General features: G+C 73.3%; 14 protein-coding genes and 1 pseudogene. 11 read left to right on the forward strand and 4 right to left on the reverse strand.

Annotation, left to right across the window (positions count from 1 at the left end; all coding sequences use genetic code 11):
* Positions 1-180 precede the first annotated feature (180 nt).
* Positions 181-2,832, reverse strand: coding sequence for a lysylphosphatidylglycerol synthase transmembrane domain-containing protein (locus AOK00_RS15940; RefSeq protein WP_055600974.1), 2,652 nt, complete (start codon positions 2,830-2,832; stop codon positions 181-183).
* 177 nt (positions 2,833-3,009) lie between these two features.
* Between AOK00_RS15940 and AOK00_RS15945 the strand changes: the two genes are divergently transcribed.
* The 6 genes from AOK00_RS15945 (at position 3,010) to nudC (ending at position 14,030) form a co-directional block, all read left to right on the forward strand.
* Positions 3,010-3,375: an MGMT family protein gene (locus AOK00_RS15945; RefSeq protein ID WP_055600975.1), complete on the forward strand. Its 366-nt coding sequence runs from the start codon at positions 3,010-3,012 to the stop codon at positions 3,373-3,375.
* 224 nt (positions 3,376-3,599) lie between these two features.
* Positions 3,600-7,061, forward strand: coding sequence for an ATP-dependent helicase (locus tag AOK00_RS15950; RefSeq protein WP_055600976.1), 3,462 nt, complete (start codon positions 3,600-3,602; stop codon positions 7,059-7,061).
* Between the two features lie 87 nt (positions 7,062-7,148).
* Positions 7,149-7,958, forward strand: a complete 810-nt coding sequence (locus AOK00_RS15955) for a hypothetical protein (protein WP_055600977.1) — start codon at positions 7,149-7,151, stop codon at positions 7,956-7,958.
* Positions 7,959-8,027: 69 nt separating this feature from the next.
* The gene (locus tag AOK00_RS15960) at positions 8,028-11,609 is read left to right on the forward strand and encodes an ATP-dependent helicase (RefSeq protein WP_055600978.1); all 3,582 of its coding nucleotides are present in this window, start codon (positions 8,028-8,030) and stop codon (positions 11,607-11,609) included.
* 10 nt (positions 11,610-11,619) lie between these two features.
* Complete coding sequence (locus AOK00_RS15965) at positions 11,620-13,047, forward strand: dipeptidase (protein WP_055600979.1); 1,428 nt, start codon at positions 11,620-11,622, stop codon at positions 13,045-13,047.
* A 35-nt stretch (positions 13,048-13,082) separates the two neighbouring features.
* On the forward strand, positions 13,083-14,030 hold the full coding sequence (gene nudC / locus AOK00_RS15970; RefSeq protein ID WP_055600980.1) for an NAD(+) diphosphatase: 948 nt from the start codon (positions 13,083-13,085) through the stop codon (positions 14,028-14,030).
* Between the two features lie 87 nt (positions 14,031-14,117).
* On the opposite strand, the gene AOK00_RS15975 is transcribed toward nudC, so the two are convergent.
* A complete protein-coding gene (locus AOK00_RS15975) occupies positions 14,118-14,360 on the reverse strand; it encodes a mycoredoxin (protein ID WP_055600981.1) in 243 nt (80 codons plus the stop codon).
* 147 nt (positions 14,361-14,507) lie between these two features.
* On the opposite strand from AOK00_RS15975, the gene AOK00_RS15980 reads away from it, so the two are divergent.
* From AOK00_RS15980 to AOK00_RS16000, 5 genes are all read left to right on the forward strand, one after another.
* Complete coding sequence (locus AOK00_RS15980) at positions 14,508-16,685, forward strand: ATP-dependent DNA helicase UvrD2 (RefSeq protein ID WP_055600982.1); 2,178 nt, start codon at positions 14,508-14,510, stop codon at positions 16,683-16,685.
* 173 nt (positions 16,686-16,858) lie between these two features.
* Positions 16,859-17,212, forward strand: coding sequence for a hypothetical protein (locus AOK00_RS15985; RefSeq protein WP_107097399.1), 354 nt, complete (start codon positions 16,859-16,861; stop codon positions 17,210-17,212).
* A 173-nt stretch (positions 17,213-17,385) separates the two neighbouring features.
* Complete coding sequence (locus AOK00_RS15990) at positions 17,386-17,757, forward strand: WhiB family transcriptional regulator (RefSeq protein ID WP_030320770.1); 372 nt, start codon at positions 17,386-17,388, stop codon at positions 17,755-17,757.
* Positions 17,754-18,077: a hypothetical protein gene (locus AOK00_RS15995; RefSeq protein ID WP_055600983.1), complete on the forward strand. Its 324-nt coding sequence runs from the start codon at positions 17,754-17,756 to the stop codon at positions 18,075-18,077. The genes AOK00_RS15990 and AOK00_RS15995 overlap by 4 nt, the downstream gene beginning before the upstream one ends.
* Before the next feature lie 125 nt (positions 18,078-18,202).
* Entirely contained in the window at positions 18,203-18,385 is a 183-nt protein-coding gene (locus AOK00_RS16000) for a hypothetical protein (protein WP_055600984.1), read from the forward strand.
* A gap of 5 nt (positions 18,386-18,390) precedes the next feature.
* Here AOK00_RS16000 and AOK00_RS16005 read toward each other — a convergent pair whose 3' ends face one another.
* Both AOK00_RS16005 and AOK00_RS39690 read right to left on the reverse strand, forming a co-directional pair.
* Positions 18,391-19,740, reverse strand: a complete 1,350-nt coding sequence (locus tag AOK00_RS16005) for an ABC1 kinase family protein (protein WP_055600985.1) — start codon at positions 19,738-19,740, stop codon at positions 18,391-18,393.
* A 68-nt stretch (positions 19,741-19,808) separates the two neighbouring features.
* Positions 19,809-20,027 (reverse strand): annotated as a pseudogene (locus AOK00_RS39690) (ThiF family adenylyltransferase); the annotation flags it as partial.

Raw genomic sequence — 20,027 nt, forward strand, 5'->3', positions numbered from 1 at the left:
ACCACCGTGCTGCTCGCCGCCCCCGTCCGAGCACCCGGCGGCGAGCAGCACGGTGGTGGCGGTGAGCAGAGCGGCGCGCTGGGCGGCGGAGATCGGCATAGGCCCATGGTGGGCCGCCGCCCCCGCCGCCGCGCGGGACGGGGGTCCATGCGGGTGGCGGCCGGGACGCGACTCCGCCGCCTACAGCGCCTCGCGCTTCGTCAGCCAGTTGAAGCAGAGCCAGCCCGGGAGGACCGGGATCCACAGGGTCAGCAGGCGGTAGAGCAGTACGGCAGGGGTCGCGACCTCGATGGGAAGGCCGACCGCCACCAGACCGAAGGTGAGCGCGGTCTCGACCGCTCCCACGCCGCCCGGGGTCGGCGCCGCCGAGCCGAGCGCGTTGCCCGCGAGGAAGACGACCGCGACGCTCGCGTAGCTGATCGACACGTTGTTGTGGTCGAAGGCCCGGATCGAGGCGTCCAGGCAGAGCACGAAGGTGAGGGTGAGCAGCAGCATCCCGCCGATGCCGGTGATCAGCTTCATCGGCCGCTGGAGCACGTCCAGCATGCGGGGCACCACGCCGGCGAAGAGCGAGCGCAGCCGCGTCGAGACGAACTTCCGCATGAACGGGATCGCCGTCACGACGAGCACGAGGACCGCGACCGTGAGCAGACCGGCGATGACCGTCCTCGACGGGGTGAAGGACTGCGACCGCTCCGTTCCCGTGAGATAGCCGAAGGCTAGGAGGAGCAGGATGTGCGCTCCGAGCCCGAAGAGCTGGGAGGCGCCGACGCTCGCCACCGCGAGCCCCGGCCGTACCCCCGAGCGCTGGAGGAAGCGGGTGTTCAGGGCGACACCGCCGACCGCGGCCGGGGCGACGATCTTCACGAACGAACCGGCGACCTGAGCCACCACCGTCCGCCAGAAACCGACCCGCTCCGGCACGAAGCCGAGCAGGCTCATCGCCGCCGCCACATAGCTGACCGCGGAGAACAGCACCGCGGCCGCCACCCACCGCCAGTCCGCCTCGCTGATCGTCGACAGCGGCGTCCGGGAGATCTGCGACAGCAGGAAGTACGCGGCGACCGCGCCCGCGATCAGACTGACCAGGGTCCGCGGTTTGATCCGCTCCAGCCGGACCGGCTCGGCGGGCGCCAGTGGGCGGATGAGCAGCACCTGCTGGCGGATCTGGGCCAGCAGGTCCTCCTCGCGGGCCTCGTCGAGCGCCGTGTCCAGGGCCCGCTTCTCGGCCTTCTTGTCCGCCTTCTTCTCGGCCTTGGTCTCCGCCCGCGCGGCCGTCGGGTCCGCGGCGGCCTCCGCGGCCTGGGCCTTCGCCAGTTCCCGCTCGTGCTTCGCCGCCTCCGAGGCGGCGAGCACGGCCTCCCGCTCGCGTGCCGACCGCTCCCTGGCCAGTCTCCGCAGCGTCGCGCGCGTGGAGCGGCTCAGCGCGATCGGCTGGAGCAGCGGCAGACAGTCGGCGACGGCGTCCGGGCCGAGGATCTGGACGGCCGCCGCGACCGTGCGCTCGGCACCGACCCGCAGACCGAGGGTGGTGAGCAGCTGGGCGATGTCCATCCGCAGGATCAGATCGCCGGCCGCGATCTCGCCGCCGCGCAGGTCGGTGAGGATCACCCTGCCGGAACGATCCACCAGAATCGCGTCGCCCGTGAGCCGGCGGTGCGCGATCCGGCGCGACTGGAGCGCCCGTACCTGCCGCCAGGCGCTGCGGACCAGCTCGTCGGTGATGTCGTCGTCGTCGAGAGAGTCGAGGCTGCGGCCGCCGATGTGCTCGTAGACGAGCATCACCGCGTCCGGGCCGAGCTCGGAGGTGGCGATCAGCTTCGGCGCGTTCGCCCCGGCGGCGATCGCCGCGTACGCGAGGAGCGCCTCCTGCTCCAGGGCCTGCCGCAGCGAGACGATCGACCGGCGGGTGGTGATCGTCCGCAGGGTGATCCGCCGCCACGCGCGGTAGAAGAAGCCGTGCGCCTGCTGCTCGCGGTCGACGACGGTGACGTCGAGCGGCGGCCCGTCCTCCAGGGTCACGATGTACCGGCGGCCCCGGTCGCCGCTGTCCGACGAGTCGGGCACGCCCTCGGCGCGCAGCGCCGTGACCGGGCGGAAGCCGACCCGGCGCAGACCGGCGAGGAGGGTCTGCCCGGTGGGCCGGACGTTGGGGGAGCCGACCGCGTACAGCGTGCCGTACGCCACCGTCCAGCCGATCAGGACGGTCAGGATGATCGAGAGCGCGGTGGTGTACCCGGCCACCAGCATGGTGAACGCGTCGAGCAGCAGCACCACCCAGAGCGACACCCGCCAGCGCGGCCTGCGGGCCATGCCGACGGCGGTCATGTACGCGATCACCGGCGCGAGGTAGTTGTGCACGGGGTCGGTGAGCCCGCCGCCGGACGCCGGCTGGGTCAGCGCGTCCTGGATGGTGCCGGGCGCGGCCTGGGCGACCCAGAGGTCGGTGGCGAGGGTGAGGCCGTGCGCGAGCACGGCGGCGAGGACACCGTCCGCGATGCGCAGCCCGTCACGTTTGATCAGGCGTTCGATGGCGAAGGCGACGGGGACGAGCAGAACGGCGATGGAGGAGACGAGACCGGCGATCTTGACGAAGACATCGGGTGCGCCGACGGCACCCTTGTTGATGTCCTCCTCAAGGCCCGAGGTCGTCGCGTGGGCGAACGCGGCGACGGCGATGACGAGCCCGATGGCGAGCAGACCGGCGAGCAGCCGCATCAGGTCCGAGGGGCGGTGGACCCGGGCGGCGAGCAGCGGCTCGTCACCGGAGACGCGCTCGGGCACGTCGGCCCGACCCTCCTCGGGGGGCTGGGTGTCCGGGGCCATCACCATGTCCGTCTCTGCATGCGTGTTGTGTCGTTCTCGTTCTCGCTGATGTTCCGGCTGTTCCTGCTCTTGTTCTTGTACTTGTCGCTCTTGATCTCGTATCACCAGTCACCGCCCGCACGATGGTGGCACGAAGAGCCGCCGCGCGGAGGCATCAGGGCCATGTCGGTGGGGTGAGGCAGGATGGGGCGGATGAGCATGGAGGTGCCCGTGGGGGAGACCGGAGAACTGCCCGAGTACGCGGAACGGGTGCTCGACGTCGCCGACGGGATCCCGCCCGGCCGGGTGATGACCTACGGCGACGTCGCCGAATGGCTGGGCGAGGGCGGGCCCCGCCAGGTCGGCCGGGTCATGGCCCTGTACGGCGGGACCGCGCCCTGGTGGCGGGTGGTCCGCTCGGACGGCACGCTGCTCCCCGGACACGAGCTGAGGGCCCTCGACCACTACCGCGAGGAGGGCACGCCACTGCGCGAGCGGGGCCCGTCGGCCGAGGGACACCTGCCGAAGATCGACATGCGCCGGGCGCGCTGGGACGGAACTCACACCTGAGGCCGCCCGCCGGGGACGACCGCGCGGGGCCGGGCGTGAGCGGCGCCTGGGGGGACGTACACGGCACGGAACGGGGCGCGGAGTACGGCTCGGCGGCGGGCCGTTTCGCGTAACGTCGACGTTCGCGTCTCCCGGGGCGACGGCGGGCCGACGAGCCCGCCGGCCGGCCGCGGCGGACGCCCGCCTCACCCGCACCACCACTCCCACCAGGACCGGCGACCCACGTGAGTACCTCCTCGACCACCCGGCGTACGCCGCCGTACCAGGGACAGCCGTACCCGGGTTCGGGACGGCCGCGGAACCCGGGCGCGTACCGACTGGTGCGTACCACGCCGGCCCCGATGGATTCCCCTCAGCTGGACGCAACCCAACGCGAAGTGGTTGACCACGACGGCGGACCTCTTCTCGTCCTCGCCGGACCCGGCACCGGCAAGACGACGACCCTGGTCGAGGCCGTCGCCGCCCGGATGGAGAAGGGCGCCGACCCCGAGCGGCTCCTCGTCCTCACCTTCAGCCGCAAGGCCGCCGTCGAACTCCGCGACCGCATGGCCGCCCGGCTCGGCGGCCGCCGCCCGCCGCAGGCCACCACCTTCCACTCGTACTGCTACGCCCTGATCCGCGCCCACCAGGACGCCGAACTCTTCGCCGAACCCCTGCGGCTGCTCTCCGGACCCGAGCAGGACCTCGCCGTGCGGGAACTCCTCGCCGGCCACATCGACCTGGAGAAGGCCGGGCTCGGGAGCATCCGCTGGCCCGACGAACTCCGCGCCTGCCTCACCACCCGCGGCTTCGCCGACGAGGTACGGGCCGTCCTCGCGCGCTCCCGCGAACTCGGCCTCGGACCGGACGCCCTCGCCCACTTCGCCGAGCGGGTCGGCCGCCCCGACTGGAAGGCCGCGGCCGGCTTCCTCGCCGAGTACCTCGACGTCCTCGACCTCCAGGGCGTCCTCGACTACACCGAGCTCGTCCACCGAGCCGTACTCCTCGCCGAGGACATCAGCCTGCCCGCGTACGACGCGATCTACGTCGACGAGTACCAGGACACCGACCCGGCACAGGTCAGGCTGCTGCACGCCCTCGCCGGCGCTCCGACGGGGGCCGCCCGAAAGGCGTCCGCGAGGGGCGGTGGCCGGGCGACGGGCGGGAGCACGGTCGTCGCCTTCGGCGACCCGGACCAGTCCATCTACGCCTTCCGGGGAGCCGACGTGAACGGCATCCTCGACTTCCCCGCGACCTTCGGCGGCGCGGACGTCCGGGTCCTGCGCACCGCGCGCCGCTCGGGCACCGAGCTGCTCGGCGCGACCCGGCTGCTCGCCCAGCGGATGCCGATGCCCCGGCTCCCCGCCGACAAGGTCCGCGCCCACCGGGACCTCACGGCGGCGCGGGACGGCGGCCGGGCGGAGGCGTACACGTACCCGACGGCCTCGGCGGAGGCCGAGAACATCGCCGACCTGCTGCGCCGCGCCCACCTGGAGGACGGCGTTCCCTGGCAGCACATGGCCGTCCTCACCCGGGCCGCCGCCAACCTCCCGTCCCTCCGCCGCGCCCTCACCTCGGCGGGAGTCCCGGTGGAAACGGACGCGGCGGACACCCCGCTGCGCCACGAACCGGCGGTGGCCCCCCTGCTGCTGGCGCTGAGGGCGGTGGCGCACGCCGACTCCGTGGTGGCTAGGCGTCCCGCCGGGGCGGTGGGGGCACCCCCGGAGGAGGCACGGAGGGCGGGCACCACCGACGGCGCGTCCGACCCCGAGCCGCTGGAGCCCGACGCCGCCGCGTCCGACCCCGAACCACTGGAGCCCGACGCCGCCGCGGAATGGCTCCGCACGGAGACCGCCCTTGAACTGCTGGCCTCCCCCCTCGCCGGCGTGGACCCCGCCGACCTCCGCCGCCTCGGCCGCGCACTGAGGGACGAGGAACGGGCAGCGGGGACGAAGGTCCCCGCCCCCTCCGACGTCCTGCTCGCCCGCGCGCTCGCCGAGCCCGAGCGCCTCGCCGCCCACGACCCCGCCTACGCCCGAGGCGCGAAGCGGCTCGGCGACCTGCTCCGTGACACCCGCGCACTCCTCGCCGACGGGGGCACCGCCGAGGAGGCCCTCTGGATCCTCTGGAACGGCACCCCCTGGCCCGGCCGGCTGGAGCGGGCCGCGCTCCGCGGCGGGCCCGCGGGCCGCAACGCCGACCGGGACCTCGACGCCGTCTGCGCCCTCTTCGAGACCGCCGCCCGCGCCGAGGAACGCGTCGGCGGCCGGGGTGTCCTCAACTTCCTCGAAGAGCTCGACGCGCAGGACATCGCCGCCGACACCCTCACCCGCCGCCACACCCGCCCCGACGCCGTCCGCCTCATGACCGCCCACCGCTCCAAGGGCCTGGAGTGGAGCCTCGTCGTCGTCGCCGGAGTCCAGGAGGGACTCTGGCCCGACCTGCGCCGTCGCGGCTCCCTCCTGGAGGCCGACCGCATCGGCCGCGACGGCCTCGCCGAACCCCTCACCCCCGGCGCGCTCCTCGCCGAGGAGCGCCGCCTCTTCTACGTGGCCGCCACGCGCGCGCGCGACCGGCTCGTCGTCACCGCCGTGAAGGCCGCGGCCGAGGACGGTGACCAGCCCTCCCGTTTCCTCACCGAGTTCGGTGCCGAGCCGAAGGACGTGCCCGGCCGCCCCCGCCGCCCCCTCGCCGTCTCCGCGCTGGTCGCCGAGCTGCGCGCCACCACCGTCGACCCGGACGCCTCGCCCGCGCTCCGCGACGCCGCCGCCCACCGCCTCGCCGAGCTCGCCGCGCTCACCGACGAGGACGGCCAGCCGCTGGTCCCGGCCGCGCACCCGGACCGCTGGTGGGGCCTGTTCGAGCCGACCCGCGGCCCGGAGCCGCTGCGCGACCGCGACCGGCCCGTCGCGCTGTCGCCGAGCTCCCTGGACAACCTGGTGAGCACCTGTTCCCTCCAGTGGTTCCTGGGCCGCGAGGTCAAGGCAGCGGCCCCCGCCACCGCCGCCCAGGGCTTCGGCAACGTCGTCCACGTCCTCGCCGACGAGGTCGCCTCCGGCCGTACCCCCGCCGACCTCGACGTCCTCATGGCCCGCCTGGACTCCGTGTGGGACGCCCTCGCGTTCGACGCCCCCTGGAAGTCGGCCCAGGAGAAGCAGAACGCGCGCGTGGCGCTCGAACGCTTCCTGAGCTGGCACGTCATGGACAGAGGCGGCCGCACCCCCGCCGCCTCGGAGCACGGCTTCGACGTGACCCTGGAGGCGGGCGCGTACGAGGTCCGCATCCGCGGCTCCATGGACCGCGTCGAGACGGACGAACACGGGCGCGCGTACGTCGTCGACTTCAAGACCGGCAAGTCGGCCCCCACCAAGGACGAGGTCGCCCGGCATCCACAGCTCGCCGTCTACCAGCTCGCCGTCCGGGAGGGCGCCCTCGACGAGGTCCTCGACGGGCGGCGGCCGGAACCGGGCGGCGCCGAACTCGTCCAGCTGCGGCAGGCCGCCCCGCAGAAGGAGGGCGGCGACGCCCTCCCCAAGGTCCAGGCACAGGAACCGCTCGCCGGGGAATGGGTCGGCGAGCTGCTCGCCAACGCCGCGGGCCGGGTCCTCGACGAGCGCTTCACCCCCACCACCGGCCAGCACTGTACGAACTGCTCGTTCCGCGCCTCGTGCAGCGCCCAGCCGGAGGGCCGTCAGGTCGTCGACTGACGGGACGGCCCCGGGCGCGGAGTCGCGGGCACGCGCGCGGGGGGAGACCCTGGTGGACAGGATCGGGAAAACCGCGAGGAGGCTCGCATGGCGTCCCACCGGAAGCTCCGCGCCGCGGCCGTCGTCTGCGCCGTCGCCGTCGTCACAGGTCCCGCACCCGTCGCGGCCTGGGCAGCGACGGCCGGCACCACGGCCGCCGCACCTTCGGTGTCGGCACCGTCGCCCGATCCGTTCTCCGGTCTCACCGCCGACGAGATCGGCGACAAGGCGGTCACCGCGACCCAGTCGGCGACCTCGCTCCGGATGACCGGCCGGGTCGTCACGGAGGGACAGCCCCTCGACATCGACTTCGCGGTCAACGACCAGGACGAGTGCACCGGAGTGATGAAGATCAAGGGCGGCACCGCCGAACTCCGCAAGGTGGACGAGGTCACGTACATGAAGGGCGACGAGGCCTTCTGGCGCGTCTCCATGGCCTCCCAGGGGATGCCCGAGGCGCAGATCGACGCCACGGTCGAGCTGGTCAAGGGCCGCTGGCTGAAGATCGCCCCGGGTCAGGCAGGCAGCGCCGACCTCAGCGGCGTCTGCGACCTGAAGGCGCTCCTCGCCGACCTCGGCGAGGACGAGGAGGAGCGCCGCGGACTCACCAGGGGCCCCGACGCCGAGGTCGACGACACCCCCGTCGCGACCCTGGTCAAGAAGAAGGCCGAAGGCGAGACCACGACCGTGTCCGTCTCCCAGGAGGGCAAGCCGTACATCCTGAAGATGGTCAAGGCCGGCGGCGAGGAACCCGGCGCCATGGTGCTCTCCGACTACGACAAGCCCGTCCGCGTCGTCGTCCCGCCCGCCGACGAGACGGTGGACCTGTCGAAGCTGGACGGCGGCACGCCCGCGTGACGAGGATCCCCCGCGAGATCCGGGCCGGGCCGGACCGGACTGTCAGTCGTCCGCGTTAGCCTCTTTGAGGTGACCGCACGCATCAGCGACCCCGAGCAGCTCAAGGAGCTCCTCGGCATCCCGTTCACCCCGGAGCAGACGGCCTGCATCACCGCGCCGCTCGCCCCGCAGGTCGTCGTGGCCGGAGCCGGCTCCGGCAAGACGACGGTGATGGCCGCCCGGGTGGTCTGGCTGGTCGGCACGGGCCAGGTCGCCCCCGAGCAGGTCCTCGGCCTCACCTTCACCAACAAGGCCGCCGGTGAGCTCGCCGAGCGCGTCCGCACCGCGCTCGTCCGCGCCGGAGTGACGGACCCCGACGTCATCGACCCGGCCCACCCGTCGCCCGGCCACCACCCCTCGACGACGGCGGTGCCCGCCGACCCCTACTACGTTCCGGGCGAGCCCCGGATCTCCACCTACCACGCGTTCGCCGGCCAGCTCCTCACCGACCACGGCCTCCGCATCGGGCTCGAACCCACCTCCCGGCTCCTCGCCGACGCCACCCGCTACCAGCTCGCCGCCCGCGTCCTGCGCGAGGCCCCCGGCCCGTACCCGGCGCTCACCCGCTCCTTCACGACCCTGATCACCGACCTGCTCGCCCTCGACGCCGAACTCGCCGAACACCTCGTACCGCCGGAAAGACTCCTCTCGTACGACTCCGCGCTGCTCGCCGCCCTCGCCGAGGCCAAGCTCAGCAACGCCGAGCTGCGCAAGATCCCCGAGGCCGCCACCGCCCGCCGCGAACTCCTCGACCTCGTCATCCGCTACCGGGCCGCCAAGCGCTCCCGCGACCTGCTCGACTTCGGCGACCAGATCGCCCGCTCCGCCGAACTGGCCACCACCCGGCCCGAGGTCGGCGAGATCCTCCGCGACGAGTTCCGGGTCGTCCTCCTCGACGAGTACCAGGACACGTCCGTCGCCCAGCGACTGCTGCTCTCCGGCCTCTTCGGCCAGGCCGAAGGGCAGCGGGCGACCGGCCACGCGGTGACCGCCGTCGGCGACCCCTGCCAGGCCATCTACGGCTGGCGCGGCGCATCCGTCGCCAACCTCGACGACTTCCCCGAGCACTTCCCGCACGCGGACGGCAGCCCCGCCGACCGCTACTCGCTCTCCGAGAACCGGCGCAGCGGCGGCCGCCTCCTCGACCTCGCCAACGGACTCGCCGCACCCCTGCGCGCCATGCACGCGGGCGTGGAGGCGCTGCGCCCCGCGCCCGGCGCCGAGGCCGACGGCAGCGTCCGCATCGCGCTCCTCCCCACCCACGCCGAGGAGATCGACTGGCTCGCCGACTCCCTCGCCCACCTCGTCCGCACCGGCCGGGAGCCCGGCGAGATCGCCGTCCTGTGCCGTACGGCCACCGACTTCCCCGCCATCCACGCGGCCCTCGTCGCCCGTGACGTACCCGTCGAGGTCGTCGGACTCTCCGGCCTCCTCCACCTGCCCGAGATCGCCGACCTGGTCGCCGTCTGCGAAGTCCTCCAGGACCCCGGGGCCAACGCCGCCCTGGTCCGCCTCCTCACCGGCCCCCGCTGGCGCATCGGCCCCCGCGACCTCGCCCTCCTCGGCAGGCGGGCCCGTCACCTCGTCCACCGGGGCGGCGACGAACCCGACCCCGAGCAGCGGCTCGCCGCCGCCGTCGAGGGCGTCGACCCGGCCGAGGTCGTCTCCCTCGCCGACGCGCTCGACACCTTCCTCGACTCCGGCGGAGCGGCCGACGACGGCCTCGCCTTCTCCGCCGACGCCCGGGTCCGCTTCGCCCGCCTCGCCGCCGAGCTGCGCGCCCTGCGCGGCTCGCTCGCCGACCCGCTCATGGACGTCCTGCACCGGGTGCTCTCCGCGACCGGCCTCGAAGTCGAACTGTCCGCCTCCCCGCACGCGCTCGCCGCCCGCCGCCGCGAGACGCTCGGCCACTTCCTCGACATCGCCGCCGGCTTCGCCTCCCTGGACGGCGAGGCGAGCCTCCTCGCGTTCCTCGGCTTCCTGCGCACCGCCGTCCAGTTCGAGAAGGGCCTCGACAACGCCCTGCCCGGCGGCGAGAACACCGTCAAGGTCCTCACCGCCCACAAGTCCAAGGGCCTGGAGTGGGACGTCGTCGCCGTCCCCGGCCTGGTCACCGGCCAGTTCCCCAGCGCCAGGGCCCGCGAGTCGTGGACCTCGCAGCCGCAGGTCCTCCCGCACGCCCTGCGCGGCGACGCGGCCACGCTGCCGGCCGTCGACACCTGGAACGCGAAGGCCCTCGCGGCCTTCAAGAACGAGATGCGGGACCACCAGCACACCGAGGAACTCCGCCTCGGCTACGTCACCTTCACCCGGCCCCGCACCCTCCTCCTCGGCTCGGCCCACTGGTGGGGCCCGTCCCAGAAGCGACCCCGAGGCCCATCGGACTTCCTCCAGGCCCTGTACGCCCACTGCGAGAGGGGCCACGGGGAGATCGAGGCATGGGCGGAGGAACCGGAGAAGGACGCGAAGAACCCGACCCTGACGGAGGCGGACAGCGAGGAGACGTGGCCGCTCCCGCTGGACGGGGAGTCGTTCAGGCGCCGCCGCAAGGCGGCGGACGACGTCCTGGCCAGACTGTGGGCCATCGCCCCGCAGGGCGATGGGGGCACCCCCGGACAGCGTCCGGGGGAGAGCGGGCACCACCCCGCCCGTCCGGGGACGGGCGGGCATCACCCCACCAGCTCGGGAGAGGGCGGGCACCACCCCGCCCCCCGGGACCCGCACCCGGAGGACCTCTGGCCGGACGAGGAGGAACCCGTCTGGGACGAGGACGAAGAGGCCCTCCCCGAGGACACCCACGCGGACGCGGTTCCGGCACCCCGGGAGCCCGAGGCCCCGCCCTCGGACCCGGAACCCGAGCTCACCCCCGAGGACGCGCGAGCCATCGCCTCCTGGGACCGCGACCTCACCGCCCTCACCACCGAACTCCGCCGCGCCCGCGCCACCACCCGCGACGTCGTCCTCCCCGCGTACCTCTCCGCCTCCCAGGTCCTCCGCCTCGCCGCCGACCCCGACGCCTTCGCCCAGGAGCTGGCCCGGCCGATGCCGAAGGCGCCGCAGCCGGCGGCCCGCCGGGGCACCCGCTTCCACGCGTGGGTGGAGTCCCGGTTCGAGGAGCTGCCGCTGCCGTTCCTCGGACCCGAGGACCTGCCCGGCGGGGAGGACTTCGCGGGCGAGCCGGAGATCCTCGACGAACGGGACCTCGACGAGCTGAAGGAGGCCTTCGCCCGCACCGAGTACGCCCACCGCACCCCGTACCGCGTCGAGGTCCCCGTGCACCTCTCACTCGGCGGCCGGGTCGTCCGGGGCCGGATCGACGCCGTCTACCGGGACCCGGACTCCGGCACGTACGAGATCGTCGACTGGAAGACGAGCCGGCTGCGCACCGCGGACCCGCTCCAGCTCGCGATCTACCGGCTCGCCTGGGCCGAGCAGCACGGTCTCGCGCCCGAGGACGTGGCCGCCGCCTTCGTCTACGTACGCACGGGCGAGGTCGCCCGCCCCACCCGACTGCCCGGCCGGGCCGAGCTGGAGGCCCTCCTCCTCGGAGAGCCGGCCCCGGACGCCGATCAGGCCCTCCTGCCGGGCAGGGCACCCCCGGGCGCCGGATAGGCTCGGGGGCATGAGCGAGACCCCGGACAGCGCCGTCCACGCCGTACGTACGTACATCGAGCAGCACCGTGCCGCCTTCCTCGGCGACCTCGCGGAGTGGCTGCGCATCCCCTCCGTGTCGGCGCAGCCGGACCGCGCCGGGGACGTACGGCGCAGTGCCGAGTGGCTCGCCGCCAAGCTCACCGGGACCGGTTTCACCACGGTCGAGGTCTGGGAGACGGACGGCGCCCCCGCCGTCTTCGCCGAATGGCCCTCCGACGACCCGGACGCGCCGACGGTCCTCGTCTACGGCCACCACGACGTGCAGCCCGCCGCCCGCGAGGACGGCTGGCACACGGACCCGTTCGAGCCGACCGTGGTCGACGGACGGATGTACGCGCGCGGGGCCGCCGACGACAAGGGGCAGGTGTTCTTCCACACCCTCGGCGTCCGCGCGCACCTCGCCGTCACCGGCCGCACCGCGCCCGCCGTCAACCTCAAGCTGATCGTCGAAGGCGAGGAGGAGTCCGGGTCGCCGCACTTCCGCACCCTCGTCGAGACGCACGCCGAGCGCCTCGCCGCCGACGCCGTGATCGTCTCCGACACCGGCATGTGGTCCGAGACCACCCCCACCGTGTGCACCGGCATGCGCGGGGTCGCCGACTGCGAGATCGAGCTGTACGGCCCCGACCAGGACATCCACTCCGGCTCCTTCGGCGGCGCCGTGCCCAACCCGGCCACCGTCGCCGGCCGGATCGTCGCCGCCCTCCACGACGCCGACGAGCACGTGGCGATCCCCGGCTTCTACGAGGGAGTGACCGAGCTCGGCGACGCCGAGCGCGCCCTCGTCGCCGAGCTGCCCTTCGACGAGGCCGCCTGGCTGCGCACGGCGAAGTCGCACGGCGCCCTCGGCGAAGCCGGCTTCTCCACCCTGGAGCGGGTCTGGGCCCGCCCCACCGCCGAGGTCAACGGCATCGGCGGCGGCTACCAGGGCCCCGGCGGCAAGACGATCGTCCCCGCCTCCGCCCAGCTCAAGCTGTCGTTCCGGCTGGTCGCCGGCCAGGACCCGGCCAAGATCGAGCTCGCGGTACGGGACTGGCTCGCCGGTCTCGTCCCCGCCGGCATCCGGTACGAGATCGTCTTCGGCGCCCCGACCCGGCCCTGCCTCACCCCGCTCGACCACCCCGCCCTCAAGGCGGTCGCCGGGGCCATGAGTCGGGCCTTCGACGGCGCCAAGGTCCGCTACACCCGCGAGGGCGGCTCCGGACCGGCCGCCGACCTCCAGGACGTCCTGGAGGCACCCGTCCTGTTCCTCGGCATCTCCGTCCCGTCCGACGGCTGGCACGCCCCCAACGAGAAGATCGAACTCGATCTCCTCATGAAGGGCGTCGAGACGACCGCTCATCTGTGGGGTGACCTGCCCGCCGCCCTCGGACAAGCCCCAGTCGCCGAGCGCTGAACCCACACACCGATCCGGGGGAGTTGGAAGCACCTGTGAGCACCTTGAAGAACGCGTCAGCGGACCGCCCGATCTCGCTCACCGCTCCGAGCGGCATCGACCGCGCCGCGCACCACCGCCTCGACGAGGCGTGGCTGGCGGCGGCCTGGAGCCACCCCACCACGCGGGTCTTCGTGGTCTCCGGGGGCCAGGTGCTGATCGACGACACGGCGGACGGCACGACAGAGCTCGTCATGACCCCGGCCTTCGAGGCCCCGGTCACCGAGACGCACCGCTACTTCCTGGGCACGGACGCCGACGGCGTCTCCTACTTCGCGCTCCAGAAGGACTCCCTGCCGGGCCGCATGGACCAGTCCGCGCGGCCCGCCGGGCTCCGCGAGGCAGGACTGCTGCTGTCGGACCGGGACGCGGGCCTCATGGTGCACGCGGTGGCCCTGGAGAACTGGCAGCGCCTCCACCGCTTCTGCTCGCGCTGCGGCGAGCGCACGGTCATCGCCGCCGCCGGGCACATCCGCCGCTGCCAGGCGTGCGGTGCGGAGCACTACCCGCGGACCGACCCCGCGGTGATAATGCTGGTCACGGACGAGGAGGACCGGGCGCTGCTCGGCCGCCAGGTCCACTGGCCCGAGGGCCGCTTCTCGACCCTCGCCGGTTTCGTCGAGCCCGGCGAGTCCATCGAGGCGTCGGTGGTCCGCGAGGTCTTCGAGGAGGCCGGTGTCACGGTCGGCGAGGTCGAGTACATCGCCAGCCAGCCCTGGCCGTTCCCGTCCAGCCTGATGCTGGGCTTCTTCGCCCGCGCGACCTCCTCGGAGATCACGGTGGACGGCGAGGAGATCCACGAGGCCCGCTGGTTCTCCCGCGACGACCTGGCCGCCGCCTTCGAGTCGGGCGAGGTGATCCCGCCGTACGGCATCTCGATCGCCTCGCGGCTGATCGAGCGGTGGTACGGCAAGCCCCTGCCGAAGCCAGGCGACGTGATCTGAGACATACGGCACATCCGCCCACGCGCGAGGAACCCCCGGCCGGTCCGTACCGGTCGGGGGTTCCTCGTGCTCTGGGGGCCGGGTGTCTCAGACGGCGAGCGCCTGCTTCACCTGGGCGAGGCTCGGGTTCGTCAGGGTCGAGCCGTCCGGGAAGAGGACGGTCGGAACGGTCTGGTTTCCGCCGTTCGCCTTCTCGACGAAGGCCGCCGAGTCGGGGTCCTGCTCGATGTTGATCTCCGTGTACGCGATGCCCTCGCGGTCCATCTGGCTCTTCAGCCGACGGCAGTAGCCGCACCACGTGGTGCTGTACATCGTCACAGTGCCCTGCATGGCGAGGCGCTCCTCTTGGTTCGCTGACGGGTGCCGAGAGGAAGAACGTACGCCGCGTCCCGGCCATTCCCGGAATTCGTATGACCGCGGACGCCTCCTGTGGACAAGCCTCCGCGGCCGGCTCGGCGGACCTGGCAGCATTGGGGGGTGACAGCAGCAACGCACTCCACTCTCTTCCCGCAGGTCCCGGAGACGGCCGACGCGGTGCTCGACGGGCTCGACCCGGAGCAGCGCGAGGTCGCCCTGGCCCTGACCGGCCCGGTGTGCGTGCTGGCGGGCGCCGGCACGGGCAAGACGCGGGCGATCACCCACCGCATCGCGTACGGGGTGCGGTCGGGCAGACTCCAGCCCGCCAGTGTGCTGGCCGTCACGTTCACCAACCGCGCCGCGGGCGAGATGCGCGGCCGGCTCCGGCAGCTCGGGGCGGGCGGCGTCCAGGCGCGCACGTTCCACTCCGCGGCCCTCCGTCAGCTCCAGTTCTTCTGGCCGAAAGCAGTCGGTGGCGATCTGCCCCGGCTCCTGGAGCGGAAGATCCAGCTGGTCGCCGACGCCGCGGCCCGCTGCCGGGTCCGGCTCGACCGGAACGAGCTGAGGGACGTCACCGGCGAGATCGAGTGGGCCAAGGTCACCCAGACCGTCCCCGCCGACTACCCGGCCATCGTCGCCAAGGCCCACCGGGACGCCCCGCGCGACCCGGCGGAAATCAGCCAGATCTACGCGATGTACGAGCAGCTGAAGCGCGACCGCTCGGTGATCGACTTCGAGGACGTGCTGCTGCTCACCGTCGGCATCCTCCAGGACCGGCACGACATCGCCGACCAGATCCGGAGCCAGTACCAGCACTTCGTGGTGGACGAGTACCAGGACGTCTCCCCGCTCCAGCAGCGGCTGCTCGACCTGTGGCTCGGCGACCGCGACAACCTGTGCGTCGTCGGCGACGCGAGCCAGACCATCTACTCCTTCACCGGCGCCACGCCCGACCACCTGCTGAACTTCCGCACCCGCCACCCCGGGGCCACGGTGGTCAAGCTGGTCCGCGACTACCGCTCGACCCCCCAGGTCGTCCACCTCGCCAACGGACTGCTCAGCCAGGCCCGAGGCCGGGCCGCCGAGCACCGCCTGGAGCTGATCTCGCAGCGCGACCCCGGCCCCGGTCCCGTCTACACGGAGTACGCGGACGAACCGACCGAGGCCGAGGGCACCGCCCGCCGTGTCCGGGACCTCATCGCGGCCGGCGTCCCGGCCGGCGAGATCGCCGTCCTCTACCGGATCAACGCCCAGTCCGAGGTGTACGAGCAGGCCCTCGCCGACGCCGGAGTGCCCTACCAGCTGCGCGGCGCCGAGCGCTTCTTCGAACGCCAGGAGGTGCGCGAGGCGGGCATCGCCCTGCGGGGCGCGGCCCGCGCCGGGGGCAACGACTCCCTCCTCGACGACGCCGAGGACCTGCCCGCACAGGTCAGGGCCGTCCTCTCGACCAAGGGCTGGACCTCACAGCCGCCCGCGGGCTCCGGCGCCGTCCGTGACCGGTGGGAGTCCCTCGCCGCCCTCGTCCGGCTCGCCGAGGACTTCGCCCGTGCCAGGTCCGGGGCCACCCTCTCCGACCTGGTCGCCGAACTCGACGAGCGGGCCGCCGCGCAGCACGCGCCGACCGTGCAGGGCGTCACCCTCGCCTCGCTGCACTCCGCCAAGGGCCTCGAATGGGACGCCGTCTTCCTGGTCGGCCTCACCGAGGGCATGATGCCCATCACCTACGCCAAGACCGACGAGCAGGTCGAGGAGGAGCGGCGCCTGCTGTACGTCGGCGTCACCCGGGCGCGGCTCCACCTCACGCTGTCCTGGGCGCTCTCCCGCTCGCCGGGCGGCCGGGCCTCCCGGCGCCCCAGCCGCTTCCTCAAGGGCCTGCGGCCCGGATCCGGCTCGCTCGGCACCATCGCCTCGGGCGGGTCGGGCTCCTTCGAGCGGGGCGCCGCCGCCGGCCGCCGCCGGCCGCGCGGCCCCGTTCTCTGCCGGGTCTGCGGGGCGACCCTCACCGAGGCGGGCGCCATGAAGCTCATGCGCTGCGAGGACTGCCCCTCGGACATGGACGAGGCGCTGTACGAGCGGCTCCGCGACTGGCGCGCCGATCAGGCCAGGGAGCTCGGCCAGCCGGCGTACTGCGTGTTCACCGACAAGACGCTGATGGCCATCGCCGAGCGGGTCCCCGCCACCGGCGGGGAGCTCTCCTCGATCTCCGGCGTCGGCGCCCGCAAGCTCGACCGCTTCGGCGCCGACGTCCTGGCCATCTGCGCAGGTGGGGACGGCGGGGCGGGCCCCGACGACAGCTGACCAAAACTCGTGGGAAAAATAGTTTGCGCCTGCCCCGTCAAGCCCCATAGGTTCTTAACCACGGAAACAGCGGCTTCTAAGAAGCCCTGTCTCTGTGCTGTACTTGTCCAAATAAACATGAGGGTCCGGCTCGCACCCGAGCCCTCCGAGACGCCGAGAGGAGGCGATTCCACGTGATCAGCAACGTCATTCAGACCAGCACCGCCAGCTTCATCAGCCGTGCCGGCTTCGTCAGCACCGCCAAAATGACCGATCGCTCCGTCGTCTCCGCCTGCTCGCTCGGCCTCTCCGCCTCGGCGTTCATTGGCACCGGTCTGCCCGTCTCCGGCCTTGCCGGCGCCGGTCTGCTGCCTGCCGTGGAGCTTCGCAATGAGCGACCGACCAAGGCACTGGAAGCAGGAGCAGCAGGCAAGGCCAAGGCCTATGCCTTTGCGGCGACCGGTGCCGGCACCCAGCAGCAGACGACGACGCACGACCACAAGATGTGGGCCTTCCGTGGGCTCGAACCCTGGAGCGATCCAGTCTGATCCATGATCAGACCGGCGCCTTCAGGGCCGCGGAACCCCACCCGGGATCCGCGGCCCTTTTGTTTGTCCCCGAACGGGGACGACGACACGAGGACGCCTCGGGACAGACGCACCCCGGTACCAGCCGAAACCCCGGTCAACAGGCCGGAACGACCAGACGAGGAAAGACCACCGTGCAACTCGAAGCGCACGCCCCGTCCGTACCGCCTTCCGAATCGATCGCCCAGCCCGGCCGCCCCACGGAGGACCCCACTTTGACCCCCCTCAGCACCCTCACCGCGCTCGACGACGCCATCGAGAACCTCGGCGTCCCCGTCCCCTGTCGCGCCTACGACCCGGAGGTCTTCTTCGCGGAGTCCCCGGCCGACGTCGAGTACGCGAAGTCCCTCTGCCGGACCTGCCCGCTCGTGGCCGCCTGCCTCGCCGGCGCCCAGGAGCGGCGCGAGCCGTGGGGCGTCTGGGGCGGCGAGCTCTTCGTCCAGGGCGTGGTCGTCGCCCGGAAGCGGCCCCGTGGCCGTCCGCGCAAGAACCCGGTCGCGGCATGAGCGCCACCGGAACCATCGACCGCCCCCTCACGCACGATCCCCAGAAGCAGGCCCCGATGACCTCTTCCACCAGCGAGCCCGCCGGCTCCGCGACCCCAGTCTTCTTCCCCTCCGCCGCGCCCACCGCGCGTCAGAACAGGACCCGTGAAATGCAACTCGCCCCAGAAGCCCTGGCCCGTGCCCATATGCACGAGCGCCACCGTGAGGCCGACGCGGAACGCCAGGCCGTGCGCCTGGTCGCCGCCCGACGCATGCAGCGCCGCGCCGAGCGCGTCTCGCTGCGCGCCCGCCGCGCGCTGGCCATGGCCGTCATGCACTGACGACCGCCACGCACTGAACCAACCCGCGCCCCCCAGGGGCGCCCCCGCGGGGGCCGGTCCGAACGGACCGGCCCCCGCGGTGCGTTGTCGGGTCCGCGGCGCTTCGTCGGGTTATCGTCACAAGGGTGAACGACGCCCGTACCCCCGAGGGGCCCCTCGTCTGCGCGCGCTGCGGCAAGACGGCCGACACCCTGCCGCTGACCTGGACCTGCTCGGTGGAGAACGGCCGGCGCAGCTACTTCTGCGAGGACTGCGCCCGCGCCAACATCCGTGCGATCGAAGGCCGCCTCGACTCCTCCTGGTGGTGACCCCGTCAGTCCGAGGCGGCCGCCACGAAGCCCGGCAGCCACTCCTCCAGCTCGGCCCGCAGGCGCACCGTCGCGTTCAGCTGGCACAGCACCCCGATGGTGCTCAGCGTCACCCGGTGTATCAGCAGGTACGAGGGCGGCAGGTTGAGCTGCTTGCCCAACTGGTGGGCGGGGGAGCGCGGGTCGGCGATGCGGGCCGCCTGGGTGCGCATCCAGCCGCGGGTGAAGAGGAAGGACTCCGCCTCGGCCGGTTCGATGATCGGCAGCAGGTACTCCAGGACCGCGTCGGGGTCGAGCTCCACGGACCTCTTGACGAAGCCGTCCGCCCGCAGCAGCTCGTAGACGGTCTCGGCCTCACCTGCCAGCGTCATCCGCAGGCAGGTGCCGATCGTCTCCGGCAGCCCGCCCGGCAGCCGGTCCACCGTGCCGAAGTCGAGCACCCCGAGCCGCCAGCCCTCCGGGCCCCCGTCCTCGTCGGCGCCCGGCAGCAGCCGGAAGTTCCCCGGGTGCGGATCGGCGTGCAGCAGACCGGTGCGCGCCGGGCCCGAGAAGAGGAAGCGGGCCAGGAGCTGGCCCGCCCGGTCCCGCTGCTCCTCCGTACCGTCCGCGATCACCTCCGCGAGCGGGATGCCGTCCATCCACTCGGTCACCAGGACCTGATCCGCCAGGTGCACCACCGCCGGCACCAGTACGTCGGGGTCGTCCGCGAACTCCTCCGCGTGCTTCCGCTGGGCCGCCGCCTCCAGGGCGTAGTCCAGCTCCTCCGAGACCCGGTCCCGCATCTCGGTGATCAGCGGCTTGATGTCCATCCCCGGAATCAGCGGGCCGAGCAGCCGGGCGAATCGGCTCAGCTGCGTCAGGTCCGAGAGCAGTGCCTCCCCGGCGCCCGGGTACTGCACCTTCACCGCGACCTCGCGCCCGTCGTGCCACACGGCCCGGTGCACCTGGCCGATCGAGGCGGCCGCCGCCGGCTTGTCCTCGAACTCCAGGAACAGCTCCCGCCACTCCGCGCCCAGCCGCTCCTCGAGGACGGCGTGCACGGTGCGCGTCGGCATCGGCGGCGCCGCGTCCTGAAGCTTCGTCAGGGCCGCCCGGTAGGGCCCGGCCACCTCCTCGGGAAGGGCCGACTCGAAGACGGACAGCGCCTGCCCGAACTTCATGGCCCCGCCCTTGAGCTCACCGAGCACCTTGAACAGCTGCTCGGCCGTGCGCTGCTGGAGCTCGCGGGCGACGAGTTCCGCCGATCTCCCGCCGATCCGCTTGCCCAGGCCCCATGTGGCCCGGCCCGCGAAGCCGAGCGGCAACGCGGCCAACTTGGCGGTCCGGGTGACCGCCTTCCGGGGTAGATCAGACATACGCCCCTCCTCAACCCAGACTGCCGTACCGCGCAGGGCGGTTACCCCTGCCGTGCCGCGCAGGGCCGTTACCCCGCCATTGTGTCCTGCGCGCCTCCGGCTGCCGAGGCGCGCTCCCCCTCTCCGCCGCGCGCCGCCCCGCAGGGGCAGGCGGGATGGGGTCTCAGCCGCTCCGCCCGCCACTCCGACAGCGGCAGCGACGTCTCCCAGCGGGTGCCCGTGCTGGCCGGGAGATCCCCGTCGAGGAAGGCCAGCGCGTGGGCGGCGGTGGCGGGTCTTGCCGCCGC

Source organism: Streptomyces aureus (assembly GCF_001418135.1).
GTDB classification, from domain to species: domain Bacteria; phylum Actinomycetota; class Actinomycetes; order Streptomycetales; family Streptomycetaceae; genus Streptomyces; species Streptomyces aureus_A.

Coding starts and splice junctions, on each gene's coding strand:
- AOK00_RS15940 (WP_055600974.1), bottom strand. CDS start 2,832: ATGGTGATGGCCCCGGACACCCAGCCCCCCGAGGAGGGTCGGGCCGAC.
- AOK00_RS15965 (WP_055600979.1), top strand. CDS start 11,620: ATGAGCGAGACCCCGGACAGCGCCGTCCACGCCGTACGTACGTACATC.
- AOK00_RS15975 (WP_055600981.1), bottom strand. CDS start 14,360: ATGCAGGGCACTGTGACGATGTACAGCACCACGTGGTGCGGCTACTGC.
- AOK00_RS15995 (WP_055600983.1), top strand. CDS start 17,754: ATGAGCGCCACCGGAACCATCGACCGCCCCCTCACGCACGATCCCCAG.
- AOK00_RS15955 (WP_055600977.1), top strand. CDS start 7,149: ATGGCGTCCCACCGGAAGCTCCGCGCCGCGGCCGTCGTCTGCGCCGTC.
- AOK00_RS16005 (WP_055600985.1), bottom strand. CDS start 19,740: ATGTCTGATCTACCCCGGAAGGCGGTCACCCGGACCGCCAAGTTGGCC.
- AOK00_RS15945 (WP_055600975.1), top strand. CDS start 3,010: ATGGGGCGGATGAGCATGGAGGTGCCCGTGGGGGAGACCGGAGAACTG.